Source organism: Rhizobium sp. BK456, assembly GCF_014194045.1.
Classification (GTDB): Bacteria; Pseudomonadota; Alphaproteobacteria; order Rhizobiales; family Rhizobiaceae; genus Rhizobium; species Rhizobium redzepovicii.
On the sequence record NZ_JACIAO010000013.1, the window covers coordinates 1 to 15,817 of the forward strand.

The window sequence follows — 15,817 nt, forward strand, 5'->3', positions numbered from 1 at the left end:
TATGGCCGCGGCGTCAAACTGATCGGCGCCACCGCCCATTACGTCACCGCCGACCTCGACGAAGGCCCGATCATCGAGCAGGATACGGCGCGCATCACCCATGCCCAGTCGCCCGATGACTATGTTTCGATCGGCCGCGACGTCGAAAGCCAGGTGCTGGCCCGCGCCATCCACGCCCATATCCACCATCGCACCTTTATCAACGGCAATAGAACAGTGGTCTTCCCTGCAAGCCCCGGCAGCTACGCTTCCGAACGCATGGGTTGAACGCGGTCGAGACCCACATCTCTTTTGCTGACAGACGACAATCTCCCGTTGCCTGCCAGCAGCAAGTATTTGATTATCGCCTTCAATAGGTAATCGAATCATGCTGCGGGAGGGGTGTCATGACCGACGAGGCGCTTGTTGATCGCATGTCACTGCCGCGTCCCAACGTGACCGTTGCCGACGCGGAAGAGATCCTTCTTGCCCATTACAGCCTGTCAGGCACCATCGCCGAACTCGGCAGTCAGCAGGATCGGAACTACCGCGTCGATAGCGATCGCGGCCGCTACGTCCTGAAGATCTGCCATGCCGCTTACGAGACCCGCGAACTCGAAGCGCAGAATGCAGCGATCCATCACCTCAAGAGCAAGCAGGATGCGCCACGCGTTCCCAATGTGATTGCCAGCAATGAGGGGCGGGAGATCGTCGTGCTGACGGTGCGCGGGCAGGGCTACCAAGTCCGGCTGCTGGAATATCTGGAGGGCCAAGGGCTGACGGAACTGACCTACCTGGCGCCGGCTTCCGTTGCTGCGCTCGGCGCGCTCTGCGCCAAGCTGGCGCAGGCGCTTGCCGATTTCAACCATCCCGGCCTCGACCGCAGCTTGCAATGGGATCTGAGGCGGGCCGGGCCGGTCGCGGTGCAACTGCTTTCCGCCATCACCGACAGTGCCGCGCGCGACCGGATCGCCAAGACCATGGTGATGGCCGTTCGCCGCATCCAGCCCTTGGCGCCGTCGCTTCGGCTGCAGGCGGTGCATCACGACGTCACCGGCGATAATGTCGTCGGTCATCGCAGTGCCCATGGCCAAATCATTCCCGACGGAGTGATCGATTTCGGCGACATCATCCGCGGCTGGCTGGTCGGCGACCTCGCCGTCACCTGCGCCTCGCTGCTGCATCACGCCGAGGGCGACCCTTTTCATATCCTGCCTGCCGTCACTGCCTATCAGGCGATCTATCCGCTGACCGAGGAGGAATTGAAGGCGCTCTGGCCATTGATCGTCGCCCGCGCGGTCATCCTCGTCGCCAGCAGCGAGCAGCAGATTTCGGTCGATCCCGACAATGATTATGTCCGCGGCAATCTCGATCGCGAGCGGGCGATCTTCGATACGGCGATGTCGGTTCCCTTCGAATTGATGGAAGCAGCAATCCTCCAGGCAGCCGGCGGGAATGTCGCTGCCCCGGAAACATCAGGATGGTTGCCGCTGCTGCCTGACATCGATCCCACCGGGATCGCCTATGTCGACCTTGGGGTGTGCAGCCCGCATTTTTCCGCCGGCAACTGGCTGAATGCCGACATGGACTGGCGGCTGCTTGCCCGGGCCGCAACCGAAAACGGCACGGCAGCAACGCGCTACGGCGAATATCGGCTGTCCCGGGCGGGAACCGCCGGGAGACAGGCGACCTGCGCCCTGCATATCGATATATGCCTTGCCGCCGGCAGCGCGGTTGCCGCGCCCTTTACCGGCCGCATCGGCTGGAAGGACCAGCATCTGACGCTGACCGGCGACGGCATGACCCTGCATCTCGACGGGCTCGACCTCTCGGTCGAGGACGGCGCCGAGGTTGCCGGCGGCGAGCCGCTCGGCGCGGTCGTCGGCGAGGCTTCATCGCTCGGTGGGCTGCGCGTCCAGCTTTGCAGCATCGCGGGGCTCGAGCCGCCGCTCTTTGCTACATCGCGCGAGGCGGCGGCTTGGTCGGTGCTCTGCCCTTCTCCCTCGCTGCTTCTCGGCCCTGGGGCCGATGCGCCGAAACCGGAAACCGCCGAGCTGCTCGCCAGGCGGCAGGCACATCTGGCCGGGGCACAGAAGAATTATTACGCAGCGCCGCCGCAGATCGAGCGCGGCTGGAAGGAGCATCTGTTCGATGTCGAGGGCCGCGCCTATCTCGACATGGTCAACAACGTCTCCATTCTCGGCCATGGCCATCCCAAGCTTGCGGCGGCGATCAGCGCCCAATGGCTGCGGCTCAACACCAACTCACGCTTCCACTATGCCGCGATCACGGAATTTTCCGAGCGGCTCGCAGCACTTTCGCCCGACGGGCTCGATACGGTCTTCCTGGTCAATAGCGGCTCGGAGGCGAACGATCTGGCGATCCGGCTGGCGCAGGCTCATAGCGGCGCGCGCAACATGCTCTGCCTGCTCGAAGCCTATCATGGCTGGTCGTCGGCAAGTGACGCCGTCTCCACCTCGATCGCCGACAATCCTGAGGCTCTGACCACCCGGCCGGACTGGGTGCATGCCGTCGCGTCGCCGAATACCTATCGCGGCGCATTCCGAGGTCCCGATACGGCGGCCGGCTATCTCGGCGCGATAACGCCGGTGCTGGAGGGGATCGACGCTGGCGGCGAAGGCCTTGCCGGCTTCATCTGCGAATCGGTCTACGGCAATGCAGGCGGCATTCCGCTGCCGGACGGGTATCTCGCCCAGGTCTATGCACAGGTGCGCGCCCGCGGCGGCCTCTGCATCGCCGACGAAGTGCAGGTCGGTTATGGCAGGCTCGGCCATTATTTCTGGGGCTTCGAACAGCAAGGGGTCGTGCCCGACATCATCACCATCGCCAAGGGCATGGGTAACGGCCATCCGCTCGGCGCCGTCATCACCACGCGGGAGATCGCCAGGTCGCTGGAGAAGGAGGGCACGTTCTTTTCCTCCACCGGCGGCGGCCCGGTCAGTTGCGTCGCCGGCATGACGGTGCTCGACATCATGGCCGAGGAAAAGCTGCAGGAAAATGCGCGAGAGGTCGGCGATCATCTGAAGGCGCGGCTTGCCGCACTGATCGACCGCCATCCGATCGCCGGCGCCGTGCACGGCATGGGCCTCTATCTCGGGCTCGAATTCGTCCGCGACAGGACGACGCTGGAGCCGGCGACCGAAGAGACGGCAGCAGTCTGCGAGCGGCTGCTGAGCCTCGGCGTCATCATGCAGCCGACCGGCGATCACCAGAATGTGCTGAAGATCAAACCGCCGCTCTGCCTCGGCATCGACAGCGCGGATTTCTTCGCGGACATGCTGGAAAAGGTGCTCGATGAAGGCTGGTGACAAGGGCTTGCGGCCTTAACCAAATCGTTCATTTCAGGGCATTTCGATTTTTAATGAAACGGCCCATTGCCTGAATCAGCCGGGCTTCCTATCTCTGCTGCGGCGATCGAAAGAGTTTCGATTCTGTCATGCGAATTTTACGAAGAGCTGATATGTTTCTTTCCGTAAAGTTCGGCTGGGATGGAATGAATTTTTTCGGATCGTCGATATTTTGACACGTTTCGGAATATGTTTCTGACAGGCTGCAGGGTAATCTCTACCAAGTTAGTAGATTTATCGGTGACAGCCATCGCCGGTCCTGGGCTCTTCCGGGACCTCTCAAGTGCAACGCCAACGCAAGGAACGAGCATGATAGACATCGATATTCTCGCCGACCTTGGGCGATCTGTGCTTGGCAATGACCGTCCGGGCGCCCTCTCCCGCCCGAACTGTCGAATGTGACGTTCGTCCTCCTTTCAACGGTACCAGACAAGTCAATTCGCCATGGCTGCGCATGTCGCGCGGCAGGAGTTCTATCTATGAAGAAGCAAGTTATCGAATATGCAGGCGTTCCCGTCGGGATCGTCATTCCCGATGAAGACCGGCTGAAATTCATCGCCGTGAAGTTTCATGTCCACGACCTCGACGAGCAGCGTTTCGGCTCGCCCGACGAGGTGCGGCTGGCCATCCACGATCTGATGACCCGCCGTCATCCGAAGCCGCTTCATGCCTGAGGGCATGAGGCCGGCAATAGCATTCACGGCTTTTTTCGATGTCCGACCGGTCCCGCCATTTGGGGCCGGTCTTGTTTTTTAAGAGCAATTGCCGTCCTATCGGCGGCCTATCCGCATAAGGATCCGCCCTTGCCCGATCTTCTGAACCTCATCACCGACATCGAAGGCGTTTCCGTCGGCCATGCGACCGACCTTGCGCTCGGTTCCGGCGTCACGGTCATCGTCTTCGACGAACCGGCCGTCGCCTCCGGCACGGTGCTTGGCGGTGCGCCCGGCGGGCGCGACACCGGCCTGCTCGATCCGTCGATGACCGTCAATGCCGTCGATGCCTTCGTGCTTTCCGGCGGCTCGGCTTTCGGGCTGGATGCCGCCGGCGGCGTGCAGGCGGGCCTGCGCGAGCTCGGCCGCGGTTTTGCCGTCGGGTCGGTGCGCATTCCGATCGTGCCGCAGGCGATCCTGATGGACCTGCTGAACGGCGGCGACAAGGATTGGGGCCTTCACTCGCCCTATCGCGACATGGGTTACACGGCACTCCAGGCTGCGGCCAAGGGCACATTCGCGCTCGGCACGACAGGTGCCGGGACGGGAGCGACGACGGCCACCGTCAAGGGCGGGCTCGGCTCGGCCAGCGCCGTCAGCAGCGCCGGGTATCGCGTCGCGGCGATCGTCGCCGTGAATGCGCTCGGTTCGGCAACGATCGGCGACGGGCCGCATTTCTGGGCGGCGCCTTTTGAAAAAGATGCGGAATTCGGCGGGCTCGGCATGCCTGCGGTGGCCGACCACCGGATGCGGCTCAAGGGCATGAACACGCCGGCAACCACGATCGGCGCAGTGGTGACCGATGCGCAGCTGACGAAGGCCGAGGCGCACCGGCTTTCGCTCGCCGGCCATGACGGCCTTGCCCGAGCCCTGCTGCCGGCGCACCTGCCGCTCGACGGCGACACCGTCTTTGCCGCTTCGACGGCGAAGCATCGAAGAGACGACATGGCGAGCCTGATGGAGCTGTGCCACCTCGCGACCATCGTCATGGCCCGGGCGATCGCCCGTGGCGTCTACGCCGCGACCGCCCTTCCGGTCGAGGGCGCACAAAAGGCCTGGCGCGACCGCTATCCGAGCGGCGGCTGATTGAATAGGGTCAGACTCTCTACAGATCCAATATGCCCAATGGCGGAGAGACGTGAATGCAGATCCGGGCGCTGATGTATTTCGACGAGCTGGTCAGGACCAATTCGATGCGCCAGGCGGCCGAAAACCTCAATGTCGCGCCGACGGCGATCAGCCGGCAGATCGAGAACCTCGAATATCATTTCGGCGCGCCGCTCGTCGAACGCAGTGCCCGCGGCGTCAAGCTGACGGCCGCCGGCGAACTGCTTGCCGCCCGCGCCGGCCGGACGTTGCGCGAACTCGATCACGTGCAGCAGCTGATCGAAGACCTGAAGGGCCTGCAGCGCGGCCGTGTCAGCATCTATGCCAATGGGGCGACCGTCGCCAATCTGCTGGCGCCGGCGCTTGCCGAATTCAGCCTGAAATATCCGAAGCTGCGCTTTACCGTGACAATCACCAGCGCGCGGCAGGCGGTCGATGCGGTCAACAGCGCCGAGGCGGATATTGCGGTGACGCTGTTTGCGCCACCGATGTCCGGCACCAAGGTCCGGCTGCGCTCCGAGATTGCCTATGATCTCATCGTCACGCCGCAGCATCCGGCCGCCGCGCATACCGAGATCCCTATCGGGCAACTTGCCGACTACGCATTGGCGCTGCCGGATCAATCCTTCGGCTTCCGCCAGGCTTTCGATGCGCTGTTCGAGAAGGAGGGGTTGAGCATCGATCCCGTCTTCGTCACCAGCTCGCTCGAAATGCTGAAGGAACTTGTGCTCAGCGGGGCTGCGGCCACGCTGCTGCCGGCGCTGACTGTCCGCCGCGAGATCGAGGCGGGTCAGCTCCTTGCTATTCCGCTCGCCGGTAAGACCGGCATCCGCACCCATGTCGATCTCTGCGTTGCACCGGACCGGCAGCTGTCCTTCGCCGCGACGAAACTGCTCGACTTCATCGAAAGGTTCATGCGCGAGCGCACGAACCGCCGGGCCGAGACGAAGGACTGACGCTTCGAGCTTGCATTGCCCCCAGATTTACGGTGTAGCTTTTTCGGCTACACTGGGCACACAAAATCGTCATTGTGTGTGCACCGGCATAGTGTCACTCTCCTCGCAAAAGGTCTTCGTCATCGACGCGCGGCCAGATAAGGGAACATGATGATCAAGCTTTCGTTTGCGCCTTCAGCGCGTTTCGCCCGGCGGCTTTCGCTCGGTGCTGCGCTTTCGGCCGGCCTGGTGATGACGGCAATGACGCCGGCCGAGGCGGCGAAGACCACGCTTAATCTCGGCATGAGCGTCGAGCCGACCGGTCTCGACCCAACGATCGCAGCACCCGTCGCAATCGGCCAGGTGACCTGGCAGAACGTGTTCGAGGGCTTGGTGACGATCGACCAGGCTGGTAAGATTCAGCCGCAGTTGGCGAAAAGCTGGGAGATCTCTCCCGATGGCCTGACCTATACGTTCAAGCTGCAGACCGGCGTCAAATTTCATGACGGCGAGGTTTTTGATGCCGCTGTCGCCAGGTTTTCGCTCGACCGCGCCCGCGGCGCGGATTCGATCAATCCGCAGAAGCGCTTTTTCGCCTCGATCGCCTCGATCGATACGCCCGATGCCGAAACGCTGGTGTTGCATCTTTCGGCGCCGACCGGCAGCCTGATCTACTGGCTCGGCTGGCCAGCCTCGGTGATGGTCGCGCCGAAGACGGCTGCCGACGACAAAACGACGCCAGTGGGCACCGGTCCCTTCAAATTCGCCAGCTGGGCGAAGGGCGACAAGGTCGAACTCGCCAGGAATGCCGATTATTGGAACAAGGATGCGGCCGCCAAGCTCGACACGGTGACCTTCCGCTTTATCGCGGATCCGCAGGCGCAGGCGGCAGCGCTGAAGTCCGGCGATCTCGATGCCTTTCCGGAATTTGCAGCACCCGAACTGATGAGTTCCTTCGATGGCGATGCGAGGCTGGTCACCAGGATCGGCAATACAGAGCTCAAGGTCGTTGCCGGCATGAACAATGCCAAGAAGCCGTTCGACGACAAACGCGTCCGCCAGGCGCTGATGATGGCTATCGACCGCAAGACGGTAATCGATGGCGCATGGTCCGGCCTCGGCACGCCGATCGGCAGCCACTACACGCCGAACGATCCAGGCTATCAGGACATGACCGGCGTGCTGCCATACAACGTCGAAAAGGCGAAGGCGCTGCTGACCGAAGCCGGCTATCCCAACGGCTTCACCTTCACGATCAAATCGCCGCAGATGGCCTATGCGCCGCGCAGTGCCCAGGTGATGCAGGCGATGTTTGCCGAGATCGGCGTAACGATGAATATCGAGCCGACCGAATTTCCGGCGAAATGGGTCCAGGACATCATGAAGGACCGCAACTTCGACATGACGATCGTTGCCCATGCCGAACCGCTCGACATCGACATCTATGCCCGCGATCCCTATTATTTCAATTACAAGAACGCCGCTTTCAACGCGCTGATGAAGAAGGTCCAGGAGACGACCGATCCCGCCGCGCAGAATGCGATCTATGGCGAAGCGCAGAAGATCCTCGCCGAGGACGTGCCGGCGCTCTACCTCTTCGTCATGCCGAAACTCGGCGTCTGGGACAAGAAGCTGAAGGGGCTGTGGGAGAACGAGCCGATCCCTTCCAACGTACTCTCCGGCGTTTCCTGGGACGAGTAGGCGGCGAGTTCGTGCGGATTGAGAGGCATGGGATGAGCGCAGGGAAGCTGCATAGCGAAACGCTCAATGCTGGTCGCAACCCTCTCCGTCCCTCATTGCTGGGCTCGACACAGGAATCCAGCGCGCCCAAGTCCTTGGGCGCGGGAGACTTCCGTGCCTGGACGAGAGTTATTCACGGCGCAGATGCGCCGTGGCTGGATTCCTGTGACGAGCACAGGAATGAGGGAGGGCGGGGAAGCCGCCGTGCCGCATCGAAAGCGTGGCACGCATGATCCCCCTCCTCGCCCGCCGCTTCGCCGGTCTTCTCGTCACGCTGGCCGTCGTTTCGCTGCTGATCTTCGCCGTCATGGACCTTCTGCCCGGCGATCCCGCCTCGATCATGCTCGGCACCTCGGCAACACCGGAAACGCTTACCGCACTGCGCCACGATCTCGGGCTCGATCAGCCGCTGCTGCTGCGCTACGGGCAATGGTTGACCGGCGTGCTCTCCGGCAATCTCGGCAATTCCTTAACCTATGGCGTGCCAGTCGCGGGATTGATCGTCGAGCGGCTGGCGGTGACGCTGCCGCTGGCGCTGATGGCGATTATGCTTTCTGTGGCGATTGCCCTGCCGCTCGGGGTGCTGGCCGCCTCGCGCCGCGGCGGTGTCTTCGACATCATCGCAACGCTGTTTTCGCAGATCAGCATCGCCGTGCCCGCCTTCTGGGTGGCACTGCTGTTGATCATTCTATTTTCGACGATGCTCGGGCTGATGCCGGCCGGCGGCTTCCCGGGCTGGAGCTCCGGTCTGCTGCCGGCATTGCAGGCGCTGGTTATGCCCGCCGTCGCGCTGGCGATGCCGCAAGCGGGCGTGTTGACGCGGGTGGCGCGCTCGGCGGTGCTCGATACGATGCATGAGGATTTTGCCCGCACCGCCGTGGCGAAGGGACTGTCACGCAGTGCAGTGCTTTGGCGGCATATCGTGCCGAACGCGCTGATCCCGATCCTGACTATGATCGGGCTGCAATTCACCTTTCTCGTCGCCGGCGCGGTGCTGGTGGAAAACGTCTTCAACCTGCCCGGCCTCGGGCGGCTCGCGCTGCAGGCGCTCTCCCAGCGTGACATCATCGTCATGCAGGATGTCGTGCTGTTCTTCGCAGGCCTGGTCATCGTGATGAATTTCATCGTCGATCTCTCCTATCTGGCGATTGATCCCAGGATGAGAAAGGCGGCCTGACGCATGGCACCGATCGTATCCACCGCAATCATCAGCCGCCGCCGGGTCTTTAGATTTAGCCGGCGAATGAACCTAATTGCAGGGTCTGTCATCATCGGCCTGCTGGTCGCCGTTGCGCTGCTGTCGCTCGTCTGGACACCGCTGCCGCCGGCGAAAATGCAGATCATCCACAAGCTGCAGCCGCCGCTTGCCTTCGGCCTGCTCGGCACGGACCAATTCGGCCGCGATGTGCTTTCGATGCTGATGGCGGGATGCTGGAATTCACTGTCGATCGCCATCACTGCGGTTGCGATCGGCGGGACGCTCGGCTCGATATCAGGCATCTCGGCGGCGGCAATCCGCGGTCCCTTCGAGGCGTTGCTGATGCGGATCTGCGACGTCATCTTCGCGCTTCCGCCGATCCTGTCGGCCATGGTGCTCGGCGCCTTTCTCGGGCCAGGGCGGTTCACCGCGATCACCGCGATCGCCGTCTTCATGATCCCGGTTTTTGCCCGTGTCACACTCGCGACCTCGCTGCAGGCCTGGAGCCGCGACTATGTGACGGCGGCGCGCGCGATCGGCAATACACGCCTGACCATTTCGCTGCGCCATGTACTGCCGAATATCATCAGCCAGATCATCGTGCATGGTGCGATCCAGCTGGGGCTGGCGATCCTGACCGAAGCGGGTCTCAGCTTCCTCGGGCTCGGCATGGCGCCGCCGGCGCCGACCTGGGGCCGGATGCTTGCCGATGCGCAAACCTATCTGGCGCTCGCCCCCTGGCTGGCGATCCTGCCCGGCCTTGCCATCGCTGTGACCGTCTTCGGCTTCAACATGCTCGGCGACGGTTTGCGCGATCTGCTCGACCCGCGCGAGGCGAGCCGCTGATGTCCTCCCAAGACGAAAAGCCCGAAAGACCATGCCATGACCGAAACCGACCTCACCATCCGCCAACTCAGGCAGCGTTTCACCGATAAAAGCCTTTCCCCTCTCGAATACTGGCTCGCCCTCGAAGACCATATCGCCGCCTGGGAGCCGTCGATTTCGGCGCTCTACCTCTACGATCCGGAATCGGCGCGCGCCCAAGCGAAAGCTTCGACGGAGCGCTGGGCGAAGGCAGAAACGCTAGGTCCCCTCGACGGCATCCCGGTGACGCTGAAGGAACTGATCGCCACGAAGGGCCAACCGGTGCCATCAGGCACAAGGGCAGTGGAGCTCAAACCGGCAGAGGCCGACGCGCCGGCCGCGGCCCGGCTGCGGGAAGACGGCGCGGTGATCTTCGCCAAGACCACCTGCCCCGATTACGGCATGCTTTCCTCCGGGCTTTCGAGCTTTCATCCTCTCAGCCGCAATCCCTGGAACACCACGCAGAATCCCGGCGGATCGAGCGCCGGGGCTTCCGCAGCGGCAGCGGCCGGTTACGGACCGCTGCATATCGGGACCGATATCGGCGGCTCGGTGCGCCTTCCCGCCGGCTGGACCGGCATCTTCGGCTTCAAGCCAAGCCATGGCCGCATTCCGGCCGATCCCTATTATGTCGGGCGCTGCGTCGGGCCGATGGCACGCACAGTCGAGGATGCGGCCTTTTCGATGGCGACGCTGTCACGGCCGGACTGGCGCGACGGCACCAGCCTCCCGCCGAACGATTTCAACTGGATGGATCTCGACATCGACCTGTCGGGCATGACGATCGGGTTGATGCTCGATGCCGGCTGCGGGCTTGCGGTGGACGACGAGATCAGGGCCGCGGTCGAAACGGCGGCGAAACAATTCGAGGCGGCCGGCGCGACCATTCTATCGGTCCAGCCAGTGCTGACACGTGCAATGCTGGATGGGCTCGACAATTTCTGGCGATCCCGGCTCTGGGGCGATATTGCTGATCTCGACGAGGAGCGGCGCGACAGCATCTTGCCCTATATCAGGGATTGGGCGAAGGGTGGCGCCGACATCCGCGGCGTCGATGCGGTCAGAGGCTTCAACCAGACGATCGAGATGCGCAAGAGCTGCGGACGGTTCTTCACCGAGGTCGACGCCCTGCTTTCGCCGACCAATCCGATCATCTCCTATCCGGCCGAATGGGCATCTCCGACCAATGATCCGGCCCTGCCGTTCGAACATATCGCTTTCACGGTGCCGTGGAACATGTCGGAGCAGCCGGCCGCCTCGATCAATTGCGGTTTCTCCCGCTCAGGCATGCCGATCGGGTTGCAGATCGTCGGGCCGCGCTTCGACGACATGCGGGTGCTCAGACTGTCGAAAGCCTTCGAGGACTGGACGGGTGGGGTAAGATCCTGGCCGCGGCCTCCGATCAGCTGACCGGGCGGCGATACCCGGTCGGTTGCTCGTAGAGCCAGCCGATGCGCTCGACCGCGGCCTCGAAATTCTCGCGCGCCACCGTCATGCTATGGCCGTTGGCGTGCAGAATGGTTTCCGGATCTTCGAAGACGGCGACATGACCCTTCCAGAATACCAGGTCGCCACGGCGGATTTCGGATCGGTCGATCGGCTGGCCGAGGCCTGCCGCCTGCATATCGGTATCGCGTGGCGCAGCTCTGCCCGTCATCAGCATCGCCAGCTGGACGAGGCCGGAACAATCGATGCCGAGGCCGGAACGTCCGCCCCAGAGATAGGGCGTTTCCAGGAAACGGGCTGCGATCTCGACGTAATCGGCACCGTCGAGCGTGCCGATCGGCTGGACGTGTTTGGCGAAGATCGCGGTTCCATCCTCCAGCACGACATAGCGATTACCGCGCGCTTCCGCCTCGCCGGCCACATGGACGCGACTTCCCATGGATAGGATCGCCTGGTGGGGTTTGCGCAGCTCCGGTTCCGGATAAAGGAAGGTGCGCTGGACGGTGACGAAATGGGTCGGCGCCGGCCTGCCTTCCGAAAGCGCTTCTGCGGAGAGATAACCGACATAGCCGTCCGAAGCGGCTTTCACCCAGCACCAGCCGTCGGCGCGATCGAACACCGTCACATCCTCGCCAAGCAGCACCTCGGTATCGATGCCGCGCGCAAGGTCTGGTTCGGGGCGCAAGGCCGCGACCGGAACGGCAATGCGGGCCGGGGCGCCTTCGACGAAGCGCAACGCCTCCACCTTGCCTTCAAGTCCCGCTTCAGCGAGATCCGGCCGATAGGCATGCAGGCGGCGGTCGAGCATCGTCATTGAGTTTCCTTTTCAATTGGCCTCTCAGAGCGGCAGCCGGCGGGCCTGATCACGGACGAGGTCGCCGAGCTTTTCCAGGTATAGCGCGCCGCCGACGGTACGCTTGATGATCACGCTGCGCCGGTCGGCATCGTCGCGCACACGATCGACCAGGCCCATCTCGCCCATCGTGTCCAAGGCGCGGGTAATGACCGGCTTGGTGACCTCAAGTGTCGCGGCAAGCCCGCGCACCGTATGCGGCGGCGGCACCAGATAAATATGCAGCAGGATCGCCATCTGGCGCAACGTCAAATCGCGGTCATCGTGGCGGACCTGATCGAGCGCCACGCCATGCCAGAGCCCCAGCGCCTGCGAGGCGGTCAGTTCGATCGGCACGGCCCCTCCGGAAAATCGTTACGCTAACGTTTCATTTTCCGGCAGTTGCCATGGACATGCAAGAGGCGGCAGCAATTGCCGCCCGGCAGGGTGAATAAAATTTTAACGATCGACAGCGGGGGCAGCGCATGAAAAGTCATGCCACCGCCCCTCAGCCCTCGTTTGCAGCCGTCAGCGCAGGCTCTCGCGGATATGATGGAAGAGCGCGCGGATGGCCTGTGCTTCACCGCCGCCCGGCGAATGCGGCCGCTCGGACTGGGCCCAGCCGTAAATGTCGAAATGCGCCCAGCTCTTCGCCTTGCCGACGAAACGCTTGAGAAAGAGCGCCGCGGTGATCGCTCCCGCCATGCCGCCGGCCGGCGCGTTGGTGAGATCGGCGAATTTGGCGCGGATATCCTTGTCATAACCGGAATAGAGCGGCAGCCGCCAGATCGGATCGTCGGTTTCCAGGCTCGCTTCGGTCAGGTCATGCGCCAGATTGGCGTCGTCGGTGAAGAAGGGCGGGAGATCCGGACCCAGCGCGACACGGGCCGCACCGGTCAGCGTCGCCATGTCGATCAGGAGATCGGGCTCTTCCTCGTCGGCATAGGCGAGCGCATCGGCAAGGATAAGACGGCCTTCGGCGTCGGTATTGTCGATCTGGACGGTCAGTCCCTTGCGGCTCTTATAAATGTCGCCGGGGCGGAAGGCATTGGACGAGATGGCGTTTTCGACGACCGGGACGATGACACGCAGATCGACCTTCAGCTTAGCGTCCATGATCATCAGCGCGAGCCCCATGACATTCGCCGCGCCGCCCATGTCCTTCTTCATCAGCAGCATGGAGGCGGCGGGCTTGATGTCGAGGCCGCCGGTATCGAAGCAGACGCCCTTGCCGACAAGCGTCACCTTGCGATGGCCCTTTTTGCCCCAGCGCAGCTCTAGAAGACGCGGCGCATCGGCACTGGCGCGGCCGACGGTATGAACCAGCGGGAAATTCTGCTCGAGCAGCTCGTCGCCCGTGATAACCGAAACCTCTGCCTTGTAATGTGCAGCCAAACCACGGAACACGGTTTCGAGTTGGTTCGGCCCCATGTCATTGGTCGGCGTATTGATGAGGTCGCGGGCGAGAAAGACGCCGGCAAGCTGGCGCTTGATGTCGGCACTGTCGGCATCGCGGGGGATCATCAGCGTCGCCGCCGGCGATTTTTCAGACTTGTAACGGTCGAAGCGGTAGCTGCCGAGACCAAAGCCGAGCGCCAGGCGATTTGCCGTCAGCGGTGCGGTTTCGATGTGCCAGTCGCCGGCGGGCAGCGCCCGGGCGAGCCTGCCGGTGATGTAAGGCTGCTCGGACGGATTGGTGCCGAGACCAAAAAGCGCGCCGCCGAGATGGCCTTCGGCCGTCGGAATCAGCAGCAGCGACCCGCTTTCGGCCTTGTAACCCGCCCTCTGCGCCCAATCGAGCGCGATCGGATCAATCGTGCCAGTCTCAATATGGGCAGGGGTGACGGCAAAGATCGGCAGCGTCGAACCGCCCTTCGTGTTGAAAGGGGTCGGTCTCTCGATGAACTGATAGGGGGCCATGATTGTCCTTCGGCGGTCGTAAGGAATCACTCCTTAACGGTCTGTTAGGGTTAACAGACTATTGCTGGAGCGAAGATTGCGTCAAACCTTTCCCTGTTCCGCGTTCGAGGTCAGGCGCCGATTTCGGAATCCAGGGAACGCGTCATGCCGGCCTCGCTCACCACCACATTCACCCATCGTCTCCTGCAGGGCGTTGCCGCATCGCTGCTCGTCCTGGCACTCGCCGGCTGCTCGACGACCAAGGATCGGATGACGACAGGCTCGGTGCCGAAGCTCACCAAGCCGGTTGAAGAGATGGACGCGACCGAGCTGCGCTCGGCAACCGACCGCCTCGGCCAGGCCTATGAAAAGAACCCGCGCGATCCGGTCACCGGCGTCAACTACGCCAATCTGCTGCGCATGAACGGCCGTGATGCGCAGGCGCTCGCCGTCATGCAGCAGGTGGCGATCAGCAATCCCGCCGACCGCAACGTGCTGGCCGCCTATGGCAAGGCGCAGGCGGCGGCCGGCCAGTTCCAGCAGGCGCTCGACACGATCGGTCGCGCCCAGACACCGGATCGTCCGGACTGGAAACTGATCTCGGCCGAAGGCGCGATCCTCGACCAGATGGGCCGGGCAAGCGATGCCCGGCAGCGCTACCGCGACGCGCTCGACATTCAGCCGAACGAGCCCTCCATCCTTTCCAACCTCGGCATGTCCTATGTGCTGACCGGCGATCTGCGCACCGCCGAAACCTACCTGCGCTCCGCCGCCGGCCAACCGACAGCCGACAGCCGCGTCAGGCAGAACCTTGCGCTCGTCGTCGGCCTACAGGGACGTTTCCCGGAAGCCGAGCAGATCGCGCGGCGCGAACTTTCGCCGCAACAGGCCGATGCCAATGTCGCCTATCTCCGCGGCATGCTCTCGCAGCAGAATTCCTGGCAGAAGCTTGCCGCCAAGGACAAGACGCCGGGTGCCGCGGACGGCAGCAACACCAACTGACAATGGTCTTAGACAAAAATTAGAGCATGATGTCGTCCGAAAACCGCTCACACTTTTCGGCATCATGCTCTAGCGGGCGCTCAGGCCCGACAGAATAAGACGCAATCCGAGGCCGCCCATGACGGCGCCGGCGGTCCGGTCGATCCAGCTCTTCGCGGCGAGATAGAGCCGCCGCGGATGGCGGGCCGAAAAGGCCAGCGCCACGATCGAATACCACCCCGCTTCCACCGCAAAGACGCCGAGCGGCAGCGCAATCATGAGATCGAGCGGCACCGTCCTCGGAAGGAGCGCGGCAAAGAGGCTGGCATAGACAATAATGGTCTTCGGGTTGCTGAGCTGGGTCAGTAGCGCGGTCATGAAGCTCCGCCTCGGTGCGCGGTGGCTATCGCCGGCTTCGCACACCTCCAGCGGCTCTCCAGCACCTCTCCAGATATTGACGGCGATATAGATGAGATAGGCGCCGCCTGCGACTTTGAGCAAGATATAGAGCCATTCGAATTGCGACAGCAGCGCCGTCAGACCGGCGAGCGCCAATACGGCAAAAACCACGCCGCCGGCGCCCATGCCGATTGCGGCCGCGAGACCATCCAGCCGCGACCGCGAAATGGCAATCCTGGAGACGACCACGAAGCTCGGGCCGGGACTCATCGCTCCGACCACCAAGGCTGCCATGATGCTGATGAAAACGCCTGCGGAAGACATTCAAGAACCCTCGTTCGAGATCGAAGGTATCG

14 protein-coding genes are annotated in these 15,817 nt (G+C 63.1%); 10 read left to right on the top strand and 4 right to left on the bottom strand.

What is annotated here, in order from left to right:
* The 9 genes from FHX03_RS28630 to FHX03_RS28670 all read left to right on the top strand — a co-directional run.
* Nucleotides 1-267: formyltransferase family protein (locus FHX03_RS28630; RefSeq protein WP_281413123.1), on the top strand; the 267-nt coding region annotated here is incomplete at its 5' end.
* 119 nt (nt 268-386) lie between these two features.
* Nucleotides 387-3,308 (top strand): aminotransferase, encoded by a 2,922-nt coding sequence (locus FHX03_RS28635; protein WP_183856569.1) that lies wholly within the window; start codon nt 387-389, stop codon nt 3,306-3,308.
* Between the two features lie 518 nt (nt 3,309-3,826).
* Nucleotides 3,827-4,021 (top strand): hypothetical protein, encoded by a 195-nt coding sequence (locus tag FHX03_RS28640; protein WP_003544544.1) that lies wholly within the window; start codon nt 3,827-3,829, stop codon nt 4,019-4,021.
* 129 nt (nt 4,022-4,150) lie between these two features.
* Nucleotides 4,151-5,146 (top strand): P1 family peptidase, encoded by a 996-nt coding sequence (locus FHX03_RS28645; RefSeq protein ID WP_097630096.1) that lies wholly within the window; start codon nt 4,151-4,153, stop codon nt 5,144-5,146.
* A gap of 56 nt (nt 5,147-5,202) precedes the next feature.
* Entirely contained in the window at nt 5,203-6,123 is a 921-nt protein-coding gene (locus FHX03_RS28650; protein WP_183856570.1) for a LysR family transcriptional regulator, read from the top strand.
* Nucleotides 6,124-6,273: 150 nt separating this feature from the next.
* Nucleotides 6,274-7,803 (top strand): ABC transporter substrate-binding protein, encoded by a 1,530-nt coding sequence (locus tag FHX03_RS28655; protein WP_183856571.1) that lies wholly within the window; start codon nt 6,274-6,276, stop codon nt 7,801-7,803.
* Nucleotides 7,804-8,071: 268 nt separating this feature from the next.
* Nucleotides 8,072-9,019, top strand: a complete 948-nt coding sequence (locus tag FHX03_RS28660) for an ABC transporter permease (RefSeq protein WP_183856573.1) — start codon at nt 8,072-8,074, stop codon at nt 9,017-9,019.
* Between the two features lie 3 nt (nt 9,020-9,022).
* A complete protein-coding gene (locus FHX03_RS28665; protein ID WP_097630092.1) occupies nt 9,023-9,886 on the top strand; it encodes an ABC transporter permease in 864 nt (287 codons plus the stop codon).
* A gap of 36 nt (nt 9,887-9,922) precedes the next feature.
* Nucleotides 9,923-11,314 carry an amidase gene (locus FHX03_RS28670; RefSeq protein WP_097630091.1) on the top strand — a complete coding sequence of 464 codons (1,392 nt, stop codon included), beginning with the start codon at nt 9,923-9,925 and terminating at the stop codon, nt 11,312-11,314.
* Here the strand turns inward: FHX03_RS28670 and FHX03_RS28675 are convergent.
* From FHX03_RS28675 to FHX03_RS28685, 3 genes are all read right to left on the bottom strand, one after another.
* Nucleotides 11,307-12,164, bottom strand: coding sequence for an NlpC/P60 family protein (locus FHX03_RS28675; protein WP_183781673.1), 858 nt, complete (start codon nt 12,162-12,164; stop codon nt 11,307-11,309). The genes FHX03_RS28670 and FHX03_RS28675 overlap by 8 nt on opposite strands.
* 24 nt (nt 12,165-12,188) lie before the next feature.
* On the bottom strand, nt 12,189-12,539 hold the full coding sequence (locus FHX03_RS28680; protein ID WP_007634042.1) for a MarR family transcriptional regulator: 351 nt from the start codon (nt 12,537-12,539) through the stop codon (nt 12,189-12,191).
* Nucleotides 12,540-12,710: 171 nt separating this feature from the next.
* Nucleotides 12,711-14,102 (bottom strand): leucyl aminopeptidase family protein, encoded by a 1,392-nt coding sequence (locus tag FHX03_RS28685; RefSeq protein ID WP_097630089.1) that lies wholly within the window; start codon nt 14,100-14,102, stop codon nt 12,711-12,713.
* A gap of 144 nt (nt 14,103-14,246) precedes the next feature.
* Here FHX03_RS28685 and FHX03_RS28690 point away from each other — a divergent pair, with 144 nt between their 5' ends.
* On the top strand, nt 14,247-15,083 hold the full coding sequence (locus FHX03_RS28690; protein WP_097630088.1) for a tetratricopeptide repeat protein: 837 nt from the start codon (nt 14,247-14,249) through the stop codon (nt 15,081-15,083).
* A gap of 69 nt (nt 15,084-15,152) precedes the next feature.
* Here the strand turns inward: FHX03_RS28690 and FHX03_RS28695 are convergent, their stop codons facing one another.
* Nucleotides 15,153-15,785 (bottom strand): LysE family translocator, encoded by a 633-nt coding sequence (locus tag FHX03_RS28695; protein WP_097628320.1) that lies wholly within the window; start codon nt 15,783-15,785, stop codon nt 15,153-15,155.
* Nucleotides 15,786-15,817: the final 32 nt, after the last annotated feature.

Excerpts from the sequence above, each read along its gene's own strand:
- FHX03_RS28635 (WP_183856569.1), top strand. The coding sequence starts at position 387 with ATGACCGACGAGGCGCTTGTTGATCGCATGTCACTGCCGCGTCCCAAC.
- FHX03_RS28640 (WP_003544544.1), top strand. The coding sequence starts at position 3,827 with ATGAAGAAGCAAGTTATCGAATATGCAGGCGTTCCCGTCGGGATCGTC.
- FHX03_RS28650 (WP_183856570.1), top strand. The coding sequence starts at position 5,203 with ATGCAGATCCGGGCGCTGATGTATTTCGACGAGCTGGTCAGGACCAAT.
- FHX03_RS28655 (WP_183856571.1), top strand. The coding sequence starts at position 6,274 with ATGATCAAGCTTTCGTTTGCGCCTTCAGCGCGTTTCGCCCGGCGGCTT.
- FHX03_RS28660 (WP_183856573.1), top strand. The coding sequence starts at position 8,072 with ATGATCCCCCTCCTCGCCCGCCGCTTCGCCGGTCTTCTCGTCACGCTG.
- FHX03_RS28665 (WP_097630092.1), top strand. The coding sequence starts at position 9,023 with ATGGCACCGATCGTATCCACCGCAATCATCAGCCGCCGCCGGGTCTTT.
- FHX03_RS28670 (WP_097630091.1), top strand. The coding sequence starts at position 9,923 with ATGACCGAAACCGACCTCACCATCCGCCAACTCAGGCAGCGTTTCACC.
- FHX03_RS28675 (WP_183781673.1), bottom strand. The coding sequence starts at position 12,164 with ATGACGATGCTCGACCGCCGCCTGCATGCCTATCGGCCGGATCTCGCT.
- FHX03_RS28685 (WP_097630089.1), bottom strand. The coding sequence starts at position 14,102 with ATGGCCCCCTATCAGTTCATCGAGAGACCGACCCCTTTCAACACGAAG.
- FHX03_RS28690 (WP_097630088.1), top strand. The coding sequence starts at position 14,247 with ATGCCGGCCTCGCTCACCACCACATTCACCCATCGTCTCCTGCAGGGC.
- FHX03_RS28695 (WP_097628320.1), bottom strand. The coding sequence starts at position 15,785 with ATGTCTTCCGCAGGCGTTTTCATCAGCATCATGGCAGCCTTGGTGGTC.